An 18,452-nucleotide genomic window follows, 5' to 3' on the forward strand; every position below is an offset into this window, starting at 1 on the left:
TTGCGGGGTTACTCAGCAGGCGGAACGTAGCCTTCAGCCTTGGCGTATTCCTCGCCGGAGAAGTACTTGTCCATTTCGCCCTGAAGATATTTGCGATCTTCGGCGTTCATCATGTTCAGGCGTTTTTCGTTGATCAGCAGGGTCTGGTGTTTTTGCCAGTCGGCCCAGGCCTTGGCCGAGACGTGATCAAAAATGTCCTGGCCTTTGGCGCCCGGGAACGGAGCGCGCTCCAGGGCGGGCAATTCTTCTTTGTACTTGCGGCACATGATGGTGCGGGTCATGACGACTCTCCTGCGTTCAATACGGCGGCCGCGCGCTCGAGCAAGGTTTTGACCGGGGCGGCAAGGCCCAGGCGCGGCGGGGTGGCGAGGTTATACCAGAGCCAGTCGGCCTCGGCCACGTGGTGGCTGGCCTCCTGCACCTGGACCAGCCAGGGGTCGATGGCCAGCTGGAAATGGCTGAATGTGTGGACAAGGCTCGGCAGCGCCTGCTGCTCGCCCATGGTCAGCGCGTGCTGATCGGCGAGATGTTGCAGGTCGTCGAGATCATCGAGTTCCGGCAGGCTCCACAAACCGCCCCACAGACCGCTGGACGGGCGCCGGTAAAGCAGAATCGCGCCGTCGCCGTTGGCGAGCATCGGCATCAGCGTGCGCTTCTGCGGGATGGCCTTGCGCGGCTTGGGGATCGGGTAGCGGGTTTCGAGGCCGAGCATGTGCGCTTCGCAGCCGCGTTCCAGCGGACACAACAGGCAGCTCGGTTTGCTGCGGGTGCACAGCGTCGCACCCAGATCCATCATCGCCTGCGTATAGGCGTTGACCCGGTCGTGCGGCGTGAAGCGCTCGGCAGTCGCCCACAACTGTTTGGCAACCTTCGGCTCGCCGGGGTAACCCTCTTGCGCGGTAAACCGCGCCAAAACGCGTTTGACGTTGCCGTCGAGGATCGGCGCGCGCAGGCCCATGCTGATGCTGGCGATGGCGCCTGCGGTGGACAGGCCGATGCCCGGCAGCTCCGTGAGCTTTTCGACGTCACGGGGAAACTCGCCCCCGTACTGGCTGACAACGATCTTCGCGGTCTTCTGCAAATTGCGCGCGCGGGTGTAATAACCCAGCCCGGTCCACAGGTGCAGCACTTCGTCTTCGGGCGCTTCAGCCAGCGCTTGAACCGTCGGCAGCGCGGCCATGAAGCGGTCGAAGTAATTGAGCACGGTGCTGACCTGAGTCTGCTGCAACATGATCTCCGACACCCACACCCGATATGGGTTGATGCCTTGCTGCCAAGGCAAATCGTGGCGGCCGTGGCGGTCGAACCAGTCCAGCACCGCCGTGGAAAACTGCTCCGCTCTCATCGCTTGAACAGCCCCTTCAATGCGTTTTTCAGTTCCGGGCTGACTTTGTCGCCCAGTTTCTCGTCGAGCTTCTCGCTGAGCTTGTCGCCGGCCACTTTTGTCGCGACCTGGCCCAGGCGTTCGTTGTCCACGCGGCAGGCCTTGGCGCCCAGTTCCAGCGGACCACGGCAGCGCAGCGGCCATTCGATGCCGACGAATTTCTCGCCGACCTGGCAGGCCGGGTCCGGCATGGCACTGGTGTCGCCTTCGACGATGATGCCGACGCGGTAGTCCATGCCGAGTACGCGCAGGTCGATATCGCCGTCACCGTTAACCGCCATGCCCGGGATGCGCACCTTCAGGTCCGGGTTGCTGGCGATGCCGTTGCGGAACGTCAGGTTGCCCTTGAGCTCCTGGAACGGCGTGTCCTTGCCCCGTGGCTCGCCGCTGAGGGTTTTGCGGTTGAGGGTGGCGATGCCTTTGCACAGCTGCTGTTCAAGGTTGGCGTTGAGCAGCACGCCGTTGTTGATCACGAAACTGGCGTTGCCGTTCAGGGTTTCGATCAGTGCCTGCTGGCTGTTGCCGCTGCCGGTGAGATTGCTGGTGAGGGTCACCAGACCTTTGACGGGCGGGTTCTTGCCCTGGCTTTCGAGGATTTTCTCGACGGGCACACGGTTGATTTTGGTCGTCAGGTTCAACACCGGTGCACTCGGGCGCACATCGAGGGTGCCGCTGGCCTCGAAACCGCCGTTATACAACTCACCGCTGAGGTTGCTCAGGGTCAACAGACCGCCCTGGCCGCTGGCCTTGAGTGCGGCGTTCTGGATCGGCAGTTTGTCGAGGGTCAGTTGGCCGAACGTCAGATCGGCATCCACATCCAGTTTGGCCAGACGCTCGACCGGCAGCAGGCGCTCGGTGCTCCAGGCGCTCTTGCTCGGTTTTTCCGGCAGCGGCGTGGAACCGGCACCGGCCATGGCATCGGCTTCGGTGCTGGCGACTTCGGCCTGACGCACTTGCGTGGCGTTTTTCGCCTGGTCCGACTTCGGCGGCAGGTAACGGTCGACGTTAAAGGTGTCGGCTTTGAGGGTCGCGCGTAGCGACTGCCTGGCGAAGTCCTCGACGGCGATGCGACCGCTGAAGCTGCTGTCGTCGAGTTTGAGGTTGATGTTGTCGAGGGCGACGCTGGTCGGAGTGGCCGCCACGCGGCTGACCAGTTCGACCTTGCTCAGGCTGCCTTCGGCCATCGCCGGCAGTTTCTGACCGATGCTGTCGACGAACTTCGCCAGATCGAACTGGGCGATCGACAGGCCGCCGGTGATCTGCGGCGTCTTGTCGAGGTCATTGGCCTTCAGTTCGCCCAGTGCGCGCAACTGGTTGGCGGAGATCTTGATCCCGGTCCATTCGGCGACGTTCGCCGCTTTATCCAGCAGCACCTGGCCTTGAGCGGAGAAGGTCATGGTCTTGCCTTGCAGCGGATCGCCGGTCAGTTCGCCGGACAGTTTCATGTCCTCGAACTTGTAGCGTTGCAGGGCGCGCTCGATGCGCAGTTCGCCATTGAGCTCGGTGCGCACCCGCAGCACAGGCTGATTGGTGCTGAGGAACGCTGTGGCTTTGAGCGGAATGTTGGTCGAATCATGTACCGCGCCGGTGCTCAGCTGGATGCTCTCGGCGCTGAATTGCTTGCCGGTCTGCTCGTCGTTGTATTCAACGCGGGCGTTGTTGACGGTCAGGCTGTCGATGTCGAGGCGGATCGGCTGCGGTGGTTTTTCCGGCTGCGCGGGGGCCTCGGCAGTCGGTGCGCTGGCGGGAGCAGGGCTGCCGGCAGGTGCGGCGGGAGTCGGCAATTTGCCGATGTCTTCCCAGTTGCCGTGGCCGTTCTTGTCGCGTTTCAGGCGCAGGTTCAGGCCTTCGACCCGCACATCGCTCATCTGCACTTCACGGCGCAACAGGGGCAGTACGCGCACGGACAGGCCAAGCATCTGCAGATCGGCATACGGTTCGGCAGGATTGATCAGCGTGGCGACGCTGGCTTCGTGCAGTTCCAGGCCGAGCCACGGGAACAGGCTCCAGCCGATATCGCCATTGAGCGTCAGCTCGATGTGGGCCTTGTCACGGGCTATCTGGCGAATCTCGTCTTTATAGTCGTTGGGATCGAAGAGGTGGGTCAGGGCAAAGCCTGCCGCCACAATGATCAGCAACAACCCGAGAAGTACCAGACCCAGGATTTTGCCGAACGCTTTCATGGGCGAGTCCTTGTAGTTAGTCGAATTCGTAATTTAGCCGGGGAGTATAGCGCTGCATCCACCCGGTTCGGGGCGCCGTCATGTCGCTATTACTTCCAGTGGCACGTGCAATTTGGCCGCCAGCGCCTGCGCTTCAAGGTGTCCGGCGGGTGCCAGCAGGCGCAGTTCCGCCCCCGCTTGCGACGCCATTTTTTGCGCTTGGTTCACCAGCCGCTCGGCAACTCCGCGACGCCGGGTGATTTTTCGCACACATAAATGGGACAGATGCCAAACGCCGTGGTGCCTTGTCAGGCGCCCGGCACCGAGCAGGCGATCATTGAAACGTCCGGCAATCAAACAGCCGTCAGCGAGGGCGTTTTCGATCAGATCGGCCGCGCCGGTGAACGGTGCGAACAGCCATTGCGGCGCATCGCGATAGATTTTCTGCAAATCCTGCTGATCCTGAGAACTGGCGTCTTCAAGCGTTTGAACGATGACAGGCATGATTTTTCCGTTTGTGAAGCGCTATGCAGGAGCCGCAGCAGGCCGCGATCTGTTGCCGTTGGTGATTTCAAGAATGATCAAACGATCGCAGCGTTGTGCAGTGCCTGCAGGTAAGGAGATCAGGTGACATGAAAAAAGGTGATATCAGTTTGGTTTTTCTGTCACGTGCAAATGGTAACCTTCGCCCGTTCGTCCGTCCTTCTGCGACTTAACGTCGCGCCTTCAAGGAGCTTCACCCAAAAAAACGGTCATGCCTGCGTGCATAAAGGCCGGGGGTGAGCAGTGGCTGGCGAACCATACTAATAATTGGGGGATACACAATGAGCACGAGCATCACGGCGGACGGCCTTCGCGCCGACCAGCCTGCGTTCCTGTCCAAGGAACGCATCATCGCCAAGCCCGGTTTCAACCGCTGGCTGGTACCACCGGCCGCTCTGGCCATCCACCTGTGCATCGGCATGGCCTACGGTTTCTCGGTGTTCTGGCTGCCGCTGTCCAAGGCGCTGGGCGTCACCGCTCCAGTGGCTTGCGCACCGGACATGAGCTTCATCGCACAAGTGTTTTCGTCGCAATGTGACTGGCCGATCTCGATGCTCGGCTGGATCTACACCCTGTTCTTCATCTTCCTCGGCTGCTCGGCAGCCATCTGGGGCGGCTGGCTGGAACACGCCGGCCCACGCAAGGCCGGTGTGGTATCGGCACTGTGCTGGTGCGGCGGTCTGCTGATTTCGGCGCTGGGTATCTATACCCATCAAATCTGGCTGATGTGGATCGGCTCCGGCGTGATCGGCGGTATCGGTCTGGGCCTGGGCTACATCTCGCCGGTCTCGACCCTGATCAAGTGGTTCCCGGACAAGCGCGGCATGGCCACCGGCATGGCAATCATGGGTTTCGGTGGTGGCGCGATGGTCGGTGCACCGCTGGCGACTGCGCTGATGAGCCACTTCGCTTCGCCGGCCGGTGTCGGCGTCTGGCAGAGCTTCGTCGCCATGGCTGCGATCTACTTTGTGTTCATGATCGGTGGCGCCCTGGCCTACCGCGTGCCGCCAACCGGCTGGAAGCCTGAAGGCTGGACCGCGCCGGCGAAGAAAGCGTCGAACGCGATGATCACCCACCGTCACGTGCACGTGAATGTGGCGTGGAAAACCCCGCAATTCCGTCTGGTGTGGCTGGTGCTGTGCCTGAACGTGTCCGCCGGTATCGGCATTCTGGGCATGGCCTCGCCGCTGTTGCAGGAAGTGTTCGGTGGCCGCCTGCTGGGGGTTGACGTGCCGTTCGGCCAACTGGATGCCGGGCAACTGGCTTCGATTGCCGCAATTGCTGCCGGTTTCACCGGTCTGCTGAGCCTGTTCAACATCGGTGGCCGGTTCTTCTGGGCGTCGTTCTCCGACTACCTGGGTCGCAAAAACACCTACTTCGTGTTCTTCGCCCTGGGTTTTGCCCTGTACGCATTGATCCCGAACCTCGGTCACCTGGGCAACGTCGCGCTGTTCGTGGCGGCGTTCTGCATCATTCTGTCGATGTACGGCGGTGGTTTCGCCACGGTGCCGGCGTATCTGGCCGACCTGTTCGGTACGCAGATGGTGGGTGCGATCCACGGTCGTCTGCTGACCGCCTGGGCGGCAGCCGGTGTGCTCGGTCCGGTGTTGGTGAACTACCTGCGTGAGTACCAGTTGAGCATCGGCGTTGACCGCGCGGCTGCCTACGACATCACCCTGTACATCCTCGCCGGCCTGCTGGTGCTGGGCTTCCTGTGCAACCTGCTGGTTCGTCCGGTGGCTGACAAGTACTTCATGACCGACGCTGAACTGGCTGCCGAGCAGGCGCTGGGCCACGACAAAGGTGCTGACGCGACTACGGTTCTGGAGTGGAAAGCCGCGCCGGGCAGCAAGCCGTTGGCCGTCGCAGCATGGCTGGTGGTGGGGATTCCGTTGGCGTGGGGTGTGTGGGTGACCCTGCAGAAAACGGCGGTACTGTTTCACTAAGTAAAAAAGCAGTACCCCTGTAGGAGTGAGCCCTGCTCGCGATAGCGGTCCGACAGTCACAGAAATGTTGATTGCCAGGTCCTCATCGCGAGCAGGCTCACTCCTACAGTTGTTTTTGGGGTGCCTGTAATGGCTTGTATGGACATGTCTACCCGCGACAGCCGGGACTTCTGTCCGTCAGCGATATTGCGTCTCGTGTTTCTGTTTCGGCCCCGCGTGCCTATAATGGCTGCCTTTTTCGCCCAATGATTTTGCGGAGCTGGTGATGGCCGAACGTAAGGCGTCTGTCGAGCGCGACACTCTGGAAACCCAGATCAAAGCCTCGATCAACCTTGATGGCACCGGAAAGGCCCGATTCGATATCGGTGTTCCTTTTCTTGAGCACATGCTGGATCAGATCGCCCGTCACGGGTTGATCGACCTGGATATTGAATGCAAGGGCGATCTGCATATCGACGACCACCATACCGTGGAAGACGTCGGTATCACCCTCGGCCAGGCCTTCGCCAAAGCCATCGGCGACAAGAAAGGCATCCGTCGCTACGGCCACGCCTATGTGCCGCTCGATGAAGCGCTGTCGCGTGTGGTGATCGACTTCTCCGGCCGCCCGGGCCTGCAGATGCACGTGCCGTACACCCGCGCCACCGTGGGCGGCTTCGACGTTGACCTGTTCCAGGAATTCTTCCAGGGCTTCGTCAACCACGCACTGGTCAGCTTGCACATCGACAACCTGCGTGGCACCAACACCCACCACCAGATCGAAACCGTGTTCAAGGCTTTCGGCCGCGCCCTGCGCATGGCCGTCGAGCTGGACGAGCGCATGGCCGGGCAAATGCCATCGACCAAAGGCGTCCTGTAATGCAGACGGTTGCAGTTATCGACTACGGCATGGGCAACCTGCACTCGGTGGCCAAGGCCCTCGAGCACGTCGGTGCCGGCAAGGTGCTGATCACCAGCGATGCCGACGTGATCCGCGAAGCCGACCGCGTGGTCTTCCCCGGTGTTGGCGCGATTCGCGACTGCATGGCGGAAATTCGTCGCCTCGGTTTCGACTCGCTGGTGCGTGAAGTCAGCCAGGATCGTCCGTTCCTCGGCATCTGCGTCGGCATGCAGGCCTTGCTCGACACCAGCGAAGAGAACGACGGCGTTGACTGCATCGGCCTGTTCCCGGGGGCGGTGAAGTTCTTCGGCAAAGACCTGCATGAAGACGGCGAGCACCTGAAAGTCCCGCATATGGGCTGGAACGAGGTGAAGCAGAAGGTCAGTCACCCGCTGTGGCACGATATTCCGGACATGGCGCGTTTCTACTTCGTGCACAGCTACTACATCGCCGCCGCCAACGCGCGGCAGGTGGTGGGCAGCGGTCATTACGGGCTCGATTTCGCCGCAGCACTGGCCGATGGCTCGCGTTTCGCCGTGCAGTTCCACCCGGAGAAGAGCCATACCCATGGCCTGCAACTGCTGCAGAACTTCGCCGCGTGGGACGGTCGCTGGTAAATGGCTGCCAAGAAGTCCAAGCCGCCGATCCTGACCCTCACTCCCGAGCAGGAGAACGAGGCCAATCGCAAGATCCAGCGGTTCATGGAAGACCGATTCGAACTGGACCTGGGTTCGTTCGAAGCGGCGGAAATTCTTGAGCTGTTTACCCGCGAAATTGCTCCGCACTATTACAACAGGGCGATTTTCGATGTGCAGACCCACCTCAAAGAGCGGTTTGAAAGCATCGAAAGCGACCTGTGGGCGCTCGAAAAAAATTAGGAGCAGCGGCAAGCTTCAAGCTGTCAGCTGCAAGAATCAGACACACGTGCGCGCTTGCAGCTTAAAGCTTGCAGCTTGCAGCTCTTTGACGAAGGAAAAAGCATGCTGATTATTCCTGCTATCGATCTTAAAGACGGTGCCTGCGTACGTCTGCGCCAGGGCCGCATGGAAGATTCCACAGTGTTCTCCGATGACCCGGTGAGCATGGCTGCCAAGTGGGTGGAGGGCGGTTGCCGCCGTCTGCATCTGGTCGATCTGAATGGCGCGTTCGAAGGCCAGCCAGTCAACGGCGAAGTGGTCACTGCGATCGCCAAGCGCTATCCGACTTTGCCGATCCAGATCGGTGGCGGCATCCGTTCGCTGGAAACCATCGAGCACTACGTCAAGGCGGGCGTGAGCTACGTGATCATCGGCACCAAAGCCGTTAAAGATCCGGCGTTCGTTGCTGAAGCCTGCCGCGCATTCCCGGGCAAGATCATTGTCGGTCTGGATGCCAAAGACGGTTTTGTGGCGACTGATGGCTGGGCTGAAATCAGCACCGTGCAGGTCATTGATCTGGCCAAGCAGTTTGAAGCCGACGGCGTGTCCTCGATCGTTTATACCGACATCGCCAAAGACGGCATGATGCAGGGCTGCAACGTACCGTTCACCGCTGCGCTGGCGGCGGCGACGAAGATTCCGGTAATCGCTTCCGGCGGCATCCACAATCTGGGTGACATCAAGTCGCTGCTCGACGCCAAGGCGCCGGGCATCATCGGTGCAATTACGGGCCGCGCGATCTATGAGGGCACTTTGGATGTTGCAGAGGCTCAAGCTTTTTGTGATGGCTACGCGGCCAGCTCCAAGTTGTAAGCTGCAAGCTGCAAGTTAGAAGCTCGACCGCGATCGGCTCTTTCTTGCAGCTCGTAGCTTGAAGCTTGCAACTCTTAATCGGAGATTAAGCCCATGGCGTTAGCCAAGCGCATCATCCCTTGCCTGGACGTGGACAACGGCCGGGTCGTCAAAGGTGTGAAGTTCGAAAACATCCGCGACGCCGGTGACCCGGTGGAAATCGCCCGGCGCTATGACGAGCAGGGTGCCGACGAGATTACCTTCCTCGACATCACCGCCAGCGTCGATGGCCGCGACACTACGCTGCATACCGTCGAGCGCATGGCCAGCCAGGTGTTCATCCCGCTGACCGTGGGCGGCGGCGTGCGCACCGTGCAGGACATTCGCAACCTGCTCAATGCCGGTGCGGACAAGGTCTCGATCAACACCGCAGCGGTGTTCAACCCTGAGTTTGTCGGCGAAGCCGCACAGCATTTCGGCTCGCAGTGCATCGTCGTCGCCATCGACGCGAAGAAAGTCTCAGGCCCGGGCGAAACCCCGCGCTGGGAAATCTTCACCCACGGCGGACGCAAGCCGACCGGCCTCGACGCGGTCGAGTGGGCGAAGAAAATGGAAGGCCTTGGCGCCGGCGAGATCCTGCTGACCAGCATGGATCAGGACGGCATGAAAAACGGCTTCGACCTCGGCGTGACCCGCGCCATCAGCGATGCGCTGGGCATTCCGGTCATCGCTTCCGGCGGCGTCGGCAACCTGCAGCATCTGGCTGACGGCATCATTGAAGGCCACGCCAGCGCAGTGCTGGCGGCGAGTATTTTCCACTTCGGCGAATACACCGTGCAGGAAGCAAAAGCGTATATGGCCAAACGCGGCATCGTAATGCGCTAAACCGTACGGGCCAGTGGACACCATGGCGCACCCAAGGCACTCTTGGGCACGCCATGGATTCCGGTAGCCCGACATGATCAAACGCCTGCTCCTTGTTCTCGCCAGTGCCTCTTTGTTGTTGATTAACAATGCCCGGGCCGAAAACAGTCCCGACACCGATCTGGTGCTGCTCACCGAAAACTTCCCGCCCTATAACATGGCGAAGAACGGCAAAAATTTCGCCCAAGGCGAGAACATCAATGGCATCGCCACCGATATCGTCCGTGAAATGTTCCAGCGTGCCGGGATCACTTACAGCCTGACTCTGCGTTTTCCTTGGGAACGCGTCTACAAACTCGCCCTGGAAAACCCCGGTTACGGTGCCTTCGTGATGGCGCGTCTGCCGGACCGGGAAAAACTCTTCAAATGGGTCGGCCCGATCGGCCCTGACGACTGGATCATGTTGGCCAAGGCTGACAGCAAGATCACTCTCGAAACCCTCGAGGATGCGCGCCAATACAAGATCGGCGCCTACAAAGGGGATGCCATTGCCGAGACACTGGCCAAGCAGGGGCTGAAGCCGATTGTGGTGCTGCGTGATCAGGACAATGCGAAAAAACTGGTCGGCGGGCAGATTGATTTGTGGGCCACAGGCGATCCTGCCGGACGGTATCTGGCGCGGCAGGACGGTGTTACCGGCCTCAAGACTGTGCTGCGCTTCAACAGCGCAGAACTGTATCTGGCACTGAACAAGGATGTGTCAGATACAGTCGTTGCCAAGTTGCAGGCTGCACTGGATCAAATGCGCAAGGATGGGGTTGTCGACGAGATCATGGGGCGCTATCTGTAGCAGTCGGTAGTTCCAGCGCTGACGGTGCAATGATGTCGACCGCACCACCACTGTCCTCGGAGCCTGGCGGTGTGCTCCTGGTCAGTTGCGGGCACGCGTTGGCAATCTCGATTTGTTCCGGCGGAAATTGCGTCAGATGAAAGCTGGAGTCGTCGGTATAGCGGAATTCGACGGCCACCTGAGTGCCGTCCTCACGTATGAGTTTGTAATGACTTTCCATCTGGTAGACCGCGACGGCAGTCTGCTTCGCAACCATGGCGATGACGACCTGAGGACGTGATTCCATCCAGCCGCTCGCAGAGTTTTCGGTATGAGTGAAGTGTTCCGGCAGGCGGGCCGAAAGTTTCGTCACCCGTCTATCGCTCAACGCCACGGATGGCCAGGCCTTGTCGATTTCAATCGACGTCAAGCCGCTGAACACGCGTAGCCCTATCGGGTTTTGTGTTCGGTGGGTGATCCATTTGGCTGCACGGGTGTTGTCCGAGGTGTTGTGGTCATGACCAATCAACACATATTCGTCTGTTCTTTTCAGCTCGTAATAGGGCGAGCTGAAAAACTGCTCGGCGGGATCGGCGTGGTCTCTGACCGCAAACCAGGGCAGGCGGGCAACCTGAGTGACTTTGACGGCTTCGCTACTCGGAGGGTGCGCATACCCGGTGAGCGTCGGAGCTTGGGGTGCTGCGGTGATTTGCATCGGGATCTGCATCCGTAGCGCATAAGCAGTGCCGGGCGCTGTGGGTTTGCTGTAGGTCTCTACGCCCACAAAGGTGCCGGGAGCAAAACAGATTTCGCCCGGCTCGGCAGTGGGTGGCTGTATGGTCCAGGCGCTGAAACTGAGTTTTGCGCCCGTGCCTTTGTCATTCCACAGCAGATCCCCGACAGTTGCCTCTACAACCAGATCGGCCCTCACGCAGCGGACGGTATTGGGTGATGGCTTACGGTGGTCACTGGCGCACACCAGGCCCAAGGCGACGTAGCCTGCAGGGGGGATCGGGCGCCATATGGATGTGCGCGTAACACTGGGTGACGGGGACTCATTCCAGACCAGTTCGAAATCGGCAGGCTTGGCCAGCGCGTTGCCTTTACTGTTTTTCGCCCCTTTCAAGTCCTTCTCGCAGACGACAGCCGAGACCATGTCGCCGTTAATGTTGAAACTGCCGGGAATGAACAGATCGCCCAGTGGAAAGTAACCCGGCAATGCATCCGGAGCAGGTGTGGGGCGCCAGAAAGTTCCAGGTTTTGCCTTTGCACCATTGATACTCCAGACCCGATGAAACTCGGTTGTGAAGTTGATCAGCAGGTTGTCGTGCGTGATGGGCTGCATTGGCCTGGGTGGCGCGGCAGCGTTTTCTTCGAGAGTCATAGTCAATCCTGATAGTTGAAAGTGGCTCGGGGGAGCCACGACCTGTTGCAGGTCTCACTATCCGGAAGCCAGCAGGATTGCTGGCGGTAACTATGTATAGAGCGTTACCCGGTATTACCGATAAATCCCGTCTTTGCCATGTCCGCTCATGGCGCGATTGCTGCGCACGCTGATCATTTGCCTGATGTCGATCCAGTCGATGCCCTGGGCCTTCAGCTTGGGCAGCTCGCGCTCCAGCACCGCCAGCGTCTGCGGGTAAGGGTGGCCGATCATCACCGCCGAGCCCTGTTTACGGGCGAGACTGATCGCTGTTTGCAACTGGGTGAAAATCGCCGCTTCGGTGCGCTCGTCATCCAGGAACACATCCCGCGAGACGCTCGCCAGATTGATCTTCTGCGCTTGCTGCGCGGCGACGGTCTGCGCGCTGGTGCGGCTGTCGACGAAGAACTTGTGCCGCCGCTGCAACTCGCCCATCAGCCAGGCCATCGCCACGGGCTGAGCAGTCATGCGGCTACCCATGTGATTGTTGATGCCCGCCGTGTACGGCACCTTTTTGAACGCTGCGTCGAGGCGCTTCTCAAGCTCTTCGATCGGCAATTCCGGGTGCCAGGCGTACGGGCCAGTGGCCGGATCCATCGGCATGTGCAGGATGACGATCTTGCCAGCGCGATGGGCCTCGCGGGCGAATTCGGTGGCGTGAGGCGTGTCTGGCATGATCGCCGTGGTCACCGGGCCGGGCAGGGCCAGCACGCGGCGATCCCGGGGCAGGTTCTGCCCCAGGTCGTCGATGATCAGCGTCAGGTAGGCTTTGTGTGGCGTGGGGCTGGCGGGCTCTGCATGAGCAGCACCCGCCAGACAGCACAGCAGGACGAAAAGGAAACGCAAAGACATCCTCAACGGCCGGATGTAATGCTCAGGCCTTTGAGCAGGCTCAGGGCCTGGGCCAACTGGTAATCGTCATCCTGCGGCATTGCCTTAGGCTTGGCGCCGGAGCCGGTCGGCTTGTCCGCGCCGCCGTTGCCGTTGCCCAGGTGACCTTGCAGGTCGGCTTCCTTGAAGTAGTCGCCGTCCGCTTCGTTGGTGATCTTGGCCTTGCGCACTTCGATGTCCGGGACGATGCCCTGAGCCTGGATCGAACGGCCATTCGGCGTGAAGTACAACGCCGTGGTGATCTTCAGTGCGCGGTCGTTGTTCAGCGGCAGCACGGTTTGCACCGAGCCCTTGCCGAAACTGGTGGTGCCCATGACCACGGCGCGTTTCTGATCCTGCAGGGCGCCGGCGACGATTTCCGAGGCCGAGGCGCTGCCACCGTTGATCAGCACGACCATCGGCACGGCTTCGCTTTCGTCCTTGCCGGTGGCAGAGAAGCGCAGTTCGGAGTTGGCGATCCGGCCCTTGGTGTAGACGATCAGGCCTTTGGTGATGAAGTGGTCGACCACTTCCACCGCCGCCTGCAGTACACCGCCCGGGTTGTTACGCAGGTCGAGAATGATGCCTTTGAGCTTCTTGCCGTTGTCCTTGCGCATCTTCGCCAGGGCCTTGGAGACCTCTTCGCCGGTCTTGACCTGGAACTGAGTGATGCGGATGTAGCCGTAGCCCGATTCCAGCAGCTGCGACTTGACGCTCTTGACCTGAATCACGGCGCGGGCCAGGGTCACGTCGAACGGCGTGCCGCCGTCGCGGACCAGGGTCAGGGTGATCTTCTGGCCGATCTTGCCGCGCATCTTGTCGACGGCTTCGGTCATGGTCTGGCCGCGAGTCGGCTGGCCGTTGATCTTGACGATGAAGTCACCGGCCTGAATGCCGGCCTTCGATGCAGGCGTGTCGTCGATTGGCGAGACGACCTTGATGAAGCCGTCTTCGGAGCCGACTTCGATGCCCAGCCCGCCGAATTCGCCGCTGGTGCTTTCCTGCAACTCGGTGAAGTCTTCAGGGCCCAGGTAGGCGGAGTGCGGATCGAGGTTGCTGAGCATGCCCTTGATCGCGTTTTCCAGCAGGGTCTTGTCGTCCACCGGCTCGACGTAGGCGGCCTTGATCCGGTCCATGACCTCGGCAAAGGTGCGCAACTCTTCCAGCGGCAACGGTGCCTTGGCGGTCGCGGCAGTGCCTGCCGGAGCGACGGCCGGGGCTGGCTGAGCAGCGAACGCCAGAGGCGCGCCGATCACCAGAGCGATCGTCAGGGCCAGCGAGGTAAGACGGGACAAATGCAGCATGTCGAACGAACTCCTTAATTAGGCGGTGCGCTTATCCTTGCGCACGACACCATTGCGCCGGATCACTCGGGTGACCCTGCTGACGAATTGCGAAATACAGCGCAGGCGTGTCCTGGCCACCACTGTTACCGACAGTGGAGATGGATTCACCGGCTTTTACCACGTCACCTGCCGACTTGAGCAGCGTCTGGTTGTGACCGTAAAGACTCAGAAAACCGTTGCCGTGATCGAGGATCACCAGCAGCCCGGCACCGCGTAACCAGTCGGCGAATACCACACGACCGCCGTGTACGGCGTGCACCTGACTGCCGGCGGAAGCGCTGATCATTACGCCGTCCCACTTGGTACGGGCATCGTCGCCACGGCTTTCGCCGAAGCGTGCCAGCAGTCGACCATCAACCGGCCACGGAAGTTTTCCCCGGGTTGCAGCAAAAGGGCCACCGAAGGTCTCGCCGCTGCTGGAAACCAGCGCGCCGGGGGTGGATCTGGCGGGTTTTCGTGGGGCGTCGCTGTTTTCAGCCTGCGCCTCACGCAAACGCTTTTTTTCCGCTTCCTGCTGGGCGATCAGCGCTTTCTGCCGCGCTTCTTCTGCCTCACGGGCCTGACGGGCCAGGGTTTCTTCAATGGTTTTAAGGACTTTAGACAGGTCTGCCTGATCCTGCTCGCGGGCGGCCAGTTTCTGGTCGCGGGCTTTCACGTCGTCATTGAGCTTGGCGAGGACTTGCTGGCGTTCCTTGCGGACCTTTTCCAGCTCGTCGCGCTGGGTGTCGAGGCTGCTTTTCTGCACCAGCAATTGCGCCTGCTGCAGAGCGATGTCTTTTTCGACATTGGCCAACTGGCGCAGGGTTTCGTTGAAGCTTTTCAACTGCTCCAGACGGGCCTGGCTCAGGTAATCGTAATAGGTGAGGGTACGGGCGAATTTCTCGGGATTCTGCTGGTTGAGCAGCAGCTTGAGGTATTCCTGACGACCGTTCTGGTAGGCCGCGCGGGCCTGGATGGCGATCAGTCGCTGTTGTTCAGTGCGCGCGCTCTGGAGTTTTTTTTTCTCCGCATCGAGCCGCTGCAGCTCGGATTCGCTTTTCTTCAGCTCTTTTTGCAGGGCATCGACCTGCTTCTCGAGCTTGCCCATCTCGGTTTCGGTGCCCTTGAGCTCTTTCTGCACGCCGGATTTTTCTTCCTGCAGTTTGCCCAGCAGTTTTTTCAACTCGGCAATGTCCTGACGCGTGGCGTCCAACTGCTGTTGGGTTTGCGCGCGCTCGTCAGCGAAGGCCGGTTGGAGCAGGCATGTCAGAGCAAGGGCGATCAGGACGCGAAGCATAGGGGCGGGCGGCACCAGGGTAAGGGACGGCCTAGTATGCCCGCCCGACGCTGCAAAAAAAACGCCCAATTGGGGCTGTGTGATAACTGGAGCGCCAGACAGGCGTAATTCCATTTCGAAAACCCCATAAACCACTGTGGGAGCTGGCTTGCCAGCGATGGCGTCTGCGCATTCAACATAGATGTTGGCTGTCAGATTGCTATCGCTGGCAAGCCAGCTCCCACAGGGTTTTAAGGTGTTTTGGCGATTCGGGTCAGACCAGAATCGAGGTGCCGGTCATTTCCGCCGGTTTTTCCAGGCCCAGCAGCATCAGCATGGTTGGTGCCACGTCCGCCAGGACGCCGCCTTCGCGGACCTTGAGGTCACGCTTGCCGGCATAAATGAATGGCACTGGCTCGGTGGTGTGGGCGGTGTGCGCCTGGCCGGTGGAAGCGTCGGACATCTGCTCGACGTTACCGTGGTCAGCGGTGATCAGCGCTTCGCCGCCCACCTTTTCCAGCGCATCGACGATACGGCCGACGCAGGTGTCGAGGCATTCAACGGCCTTCACCGCCGCTTCGAACACACCGCTGTGGCCGACCATGTCGCCGTTGGCGTAGTTGACCACGATCACGTCGTAACGCTGATTCTCGATCGCCTCGACGATGCGGTCGGTGACTTCCGGCGCGCTCATTTCCGGCTGCAGGTCGTAGGTGGCGACTTTCGGCGACGGGATCAGAATCCGCTCTTCGCCCGGAAACGGTTCTTCACGACCGCCGGAGAAGAAGAAGGTCACGTGCGCATATTTCTCGGTTTCAGCGATACGCAGCTGGGTCTTGCCGTTCTTCGCCAGATAATCGCCGAGCACGTTTTCCAGGCTGCCGGGGGCGAAGGCCGACGGCGCAGGGATGCTGGCGGCGTATTGGGTCAGCATGACGAAACCGGCCAGTTTCGGCTGGCGCGCTCGCTCGAACTCCTTGAAATCGTCTTCGACGAAGACGCGGGTCAGCTCGCGGGCGCGGTCGGCGCGGAAGTTCATGAACACCACGGCGTCGCCGTCTTCGACCTTGACCGGCTCGCCGATGGTGGTGGCTTTGACGAATTCGTCGCTCTCGCCACGGGCGTAGGCGGCGTCGAGGCCTTCCTGGGCAGTGGCGGCGTTGAATTCGGCGTTGCCGTCGACGATCAGGTTGTAGGCCTGAGATACGCGGTCCCAACGGTTGTCACGGTCCATCGCGTAGTAGCGACCGACGATGCTGGCGATGCGGCCCTTGCCGAGCGCCTGAAAGGTCGCGTCGAGCAGTTCGATCGACGACGTGGCGCTTTTCGGCGGCGTGTCGCGGCCATCGAGGAAGGCGTGCAGGTAGATTTTTTCGGCGCCGCGCTTGAAGGCCAGTTCGGCCATGGCGATCAGGTGATCCTGGTGGCTGTGCACGCCGCCGTCGGACAGCAGGCCCATGAAGTGCACGGCTTTGCCGGCGGCCACGGCGTTATCCACAGCGGCGCAGAGGGTCGGGTTGTCGAAGAACTCGCCGTCGCGGATCGCTTTGGTCACTCGGGTGAAGTCCTGATACACCACGCGGCCGGCGCCGAGGTTCATGTGGCCGACTTCGGAGTTGCCCATCTGGCCGTCCGGCAGGCCGACGTCCATGCCGCTGCCCGAGATCAAGCCGTTCGGCACGCTGGCCCAGAGGCGATCAAGGACCGGCTTCTTCGCCGCGTACACGGCATTGGATTCGTGGCTGTCACTGTGACCGAAGCCGTCGAGAATCATCAGGACCAAAGGTTTAGGCGTGGTAGTCATGGAATCCACTCGTGGCTAATAAAGAAGAGGGCGATGGAAAAGGGAGTGGCGAGTTTAATGCTTAGTTCCGACCACGTCACCGCCGGACGGGGTTTGGCCCACCTTGGGGGCTGTGTATACTGGCCGACATTTTAACGCCCTGGAACCTCCTTCGATGGTTGCTCACCTGATTGAATTTGCCACTAACCACTACATTCTTGTCGGTATCTTCGTCGTACTGCTGGCTCTGCTGCTGGCGCACACGATGCAGGGCGGCGGTAAAAGCCTGAGCACCGGTGAGCTGACCGCGCTGGTCAATAAAGATGCGGGCGTGGTGGTGGACATCCGTCCAACCAAGGATTTTGCTGCCGGCCACATCGTTGGCGCGGTGAACATTCCTCAGGACAAACTGGCTGCGCGCATCGGCGAGCTGGAAAAACACAAGGCCAAGACCATCATTCTGGTTGACGCCCTGGGCCAGACCGCCGGCACCCATGCCCGCGAACTGATGAAATCCGGCTTCACCGCCGCCAAGCTGTCCGGCGGGATCTCCAGCTGGAAAGGCGACAACCTGCCGCTGGTGAAGTGATATGAGCGAAGTCATCGTCTATTCCAGCGATTACTGCCCTTATTGCATGCGAGCCAAGCAATTGCTCGCGAACAAAGGTGTGGCCTTCGAAGAGATCAAGGTCGATGGCAAGCCGCAGATTCGTGCTGCCATGACCCAGAAGGCCGGACGCACGTCCGTGCCGCAGATCTGGATCGGCGACAAGCACATCGGCGGTTGTGATGATTTGTATGCCCTGGAGCGCGCCGGCAAGCTCGACGCGCTGCTCAAGGCTTGAACGGCTGCACCCACGTACAGCAATCCCTAAAAGACCCAAGATCAGAAAGGATCTGAGATGACTGACCAACAGAACACTGCAGCCAGCGAAGAAGAAACCGCACCGCAATTCTCCTTGCAGCGCATCTATGTACGCGACCTGTCGTTCGAAGCCCCGAAAAGCCCGGCGATCTTCCGCCAGCAGTGGGATCCGAGCGTCGGTCTGGATCTGAACACTCGCCAGAAAGAACTGGAAGGTGATTTCTACGAAGTCGTGCTGACCCTGTCTGTGACCGTGAAAAACGGTGACGAAGTGGCGTTCATCGCTGAAGTGCAACAGGCCGGTATCTTCCTGATCAAAAACCTGGACGCGGCTTCGATGAGCCACACCCTCGGTGCGTTCTGCCCGAACATCCTGTTCCCGTACGCGCGCGAAACCCTGGACAGCCTGGTGACCCGTGGTTCGTTCCCGGCCCTGATGCTGGCCCCGGTGAACTTCGACGCCCTCTACGCGCAAGAGCTGCAGCGCATGCAGGAAAGCGGCGAGACGCCAACCGTACAATAAGCGGTTCAGCTCTACCCCTGTGGGAGCGAGCCTGCTCGCGAAAGCGGTTTGTCAGAGACGTCAATGTCGC

The 18,452-nt window shown here is 60.6% G+C and carries 19 protein-coding genes; 10 read left to right on the forward strand and 9 right to left on the reverse strand.

Annotated elements, in window-relative coordinates:
• Positions 1-8: 8 nt before the first annotated feature.
• From ACXX9E_RS07265 to ACXX9E_RS07280, 4 genes are all read right to left on the reverse strand, one after another.
• Positions 9-281, reverse strand: a complete 273-nt coding sequence (locus ACXX9E_RS07265; protein ID WP_008024947.1) for an oxidative damage protection protein — start codon at positions 279-281, stop codon at positions 9-11.
• Positions 278-1,345, reverse strand: coding sequence for an A/G-specific adenine glycosylase (mutY, locus tag ACXX9E_RS07270; RefSeq protein WP_458555233.1), 1,068 nt, complete (start codon positions 1,343-1,345; stop codon positions 278-280). The genes ACXX9E_RS07265 and mutY overlap by 4 nt, the downstream gene beginning before the upstream one ends.
• Positions 1,342-3,567 (reverse strand): AsmA family protein, encoded by a 2,226-nt coding sequence (locus tag ACXX9E_RS07275; protein ID WP_458555234.1) that lies wholly within the window; start codon positions 3,565-3,567, stop codon positions 1,342-1,344. Before ACXX9E_RS07275 ends, mutY begins: the two co-directional genes overlap by 4 nt.
• 78 nt (positions 3,568-3,645) lie before the next feature.
• Positions 3,646-4,050, reverse strand: a complete 405-nt coding sequence (locus ACXX9E_RS07280) for an acetyl-CoA sensor PanZ family protein (protein ID WP_458555235.1) — start codon at positions 4,048-4,050, stop codon at positions 3,646-3,648.
• A gap of 320 nt (positions 4,051-4,370) precedes the next feature.
• Here ACXX9E_RS07280 and ACXX9E_RS07285 point away from each other — a divergent pair, with 320 nt between their 5' ends.
• The 7 genes from ACXX9E_RS07285 (at position 4,371) to ACXX9E_RS07315 (ending at position 10,338) form a co-directional block, all read left to right on the forward strand.
• Positions 4,371-6,035 carry an OFA family MFS transporter gene (locus ACXX9E_RS07285; protein WP_123470640.1) on the forward strand — a complete coding sequence of 555 codons (1,665 nt, stop codon included), beginning with the start codon at positions 4,371-4,373 and terminating at the stop codon, positions 6,033-6,035.
• A 265-nt stretch (positions 6,036-6,300) separates the two neighbouring features.
• Positions 6,301-6,894: an imidazoleglycerol-phosphate dehydratase HisB gene (hisB, locus tag ACXX9E_RS07290; protein ID WP_007909204.1), complete on the forward strand. Its 594-nt coding sequence runs from the start codon at positions 6,301-6,303 to the stop codon at positions 6,892-6,894.
• Entirely contained in the window at positions 6,894-7,532 is a 639-nt protein-coding gene (hisH, locus tag ACXX9E_RS07295) for an imidazole glycerol phosphate synthase subunit HisH (protein WP_123470642.1), read from the forward strand. Before hisB ends, hisH begins: the two co-directional genes overlap by 1 nt.
• On the forward strand, positions 7,533-7,793 hold the full coding sequence (locus ACXX9E_RS07300; RefSeq protein ID WP_003220751.1) for a DUF2164 domain-containing protein: 261 nt from the start codon (positions 7,533-7,535) through the stop codon (positions 7,791-7,793).
• Between the two features lie 102 nt (positions 7,794-7,895).
• On the forward strand, positions 7,896-8,645 hold the full coding sequence (gene hisA / locus ACXX9E_RS07305) for a 1-(5-phosphoribosyl)-5-[(5-phosphoribosylamino)methylideneamino]imidazole-4-carboxamide isomerase (RefSeq protein WP_128616278.1): 750 nt from the start codon (positions 7,896-7,898) through the stop codon (positions 8,643-8,645).
• Between the two features lie 93 nt (positions 8,646-8,738).
• A complete protein-coding gene (hisF, locus tag ACXX9E_RS07310; RefSeq protein WP_090452593.1) occupies positions 8,739-9,509 on the forward strand; it encodes an imidazole glycerol phosphate synthase subunit HisF in 771 nt (256 codons plus the stop codon).
• A 73-nt stretch (positions 9,510-9,582) separates the two neighbouring features.
• On the forward strand, positions 9,583-10,338 hold the full coding sequence (locus tag ACXX9E_RS07315) for a substrate-binding periplasmic protein (RefSeq protein ID WP_128616279.1): 756 nt from the start codon (positions 9,583-9,585) through the stop codon (positions 10,336-10,338).
• Here the strand turns inward: ACXX9E_RS07315 and ACXX9E_RS07320 are convergent.
• The 5 genes from ACXX9E_RS07320 to gpmI form a co-directional block, all read right to left on the reverse strand.
• The gene (locus tag ACXX9E_RS07320; protein WP_458555236.1) at positions 10,319-11,701 is read right to left on the reverse strand and encodes a Vps62-related protein; all 1,383 of its coding nucleotides are present in this window, start codon (positions 11,699-11,701) and stop codon (positions 10,319-10,321) included. The genes ACXX9E_RS07315 and ACXX9E_RS07320 overlap by 20 nt on opposite strands.
• A 114-nt stretch (positions 11,702-11,815) precedes the next feature.
• Positions 11,816-12,592 (reverse strand): divergent polysaccharide deacetylase family protein, encoded by a 777-nt coding sequence (locus tag ACXX9E_RS07325; protein WP_128616281.1) that lies wholly within the window; start codon positions 12,590-12,592, stop codon positions 11,816-11,818.
• Between the two features lie 2 nt (positions 12,593-12,594).
• Complete coding sequence (locus ACXX9E_RS07330) at positions 12,595-13,914, reverse strand: S41 family peptidase (RefSeq protein ID WP_123470649.1); 1,320 nt, start codon at positions 13,912-13,914, stop codon at positions 12,595-12,597.
• Positions 13,915-13,945: 31 nt separating this feature from the next.
• Positions 13,946-15,232 (reverse strand): murein hydrolase activator EnvC family protein, encoded by a 1,287-nt coding sequence (locus ACXX9E_RS07335; RefSeq protein WP_123470651.1) that lies wholly within the window; start codon positions 15,230-15,232, stop codon positions 13,946-13,948.
• A gap of 253 nt (positions 15,233-15,485) precedes the next feature.
• On the reverse strand, positions 15,486-17,015 hold the full coding sequence (gene gpmI, locus ACXX9E_RS07340) for a 2,3-bisphosphoglycerate-independent phosphoglycerate mutase (protein ID WP_458555237.1): 1,530 nt from the start codon (positions 17,013-17,015) through the stop codon (positions 15,486-15,488).
• 154 nt (positions 17,016-17,169) lie between these two features.
• Here gpmI and ACXX9E_RS07345 point away from each other — a divergent pair, with 154 nt between their 5' ends.
• Genes ACXX9E_RS07345 through secB form a run of 3 tightly spaced genes read left to right on the forward strand, consistent with a single transcriptional unit; the run spans position 17,170 to position 18,382 of the window.
• The gene (locus ACXX9E_RS07345) at positions 17,170-17,583 is read left to right on the forward strand and encodes a rhodanese-like domain-containing protein (RefSeq protein ID WP_064585542.1); all 414 of its coding nucleotides are present in this window, start codon (positions 17,170-17,172) and stop codon (positions 17,581-17,583) included.
• Between the two features lies 1 nt (position 17,584).
• On the forward strand, positions 17,585-17,839 hold the full coding sequence (grxC, locus tag ACXX9E_RS07350) for a glutaredoxin 3 (RefSeq protein ID WP_123470655.1): 255 nt from the start codon (positions 17,585-17,587) through the stop codon (positions 17,837-17,839).
• 57 nt (positions 17,840-17,896) lie between these two features.
• On the forward strand, positions 17,897-18,382 hold the full coding sequence (gene secB, locus ACXX9E_RS07355; protein WP_123470657.1) for a protein-export chaperone SecB: 486 nt from the start codon (positions 17,897-17,899) through the stop codon (positions 18,380-18,382).
• Positions 18,383-18,452 lie beyond the last annotated feature (70 nt).

The sequence above is a fragment of the Pseudomonas sp. GNP014 genome (genome assembly GCF_054344005.1).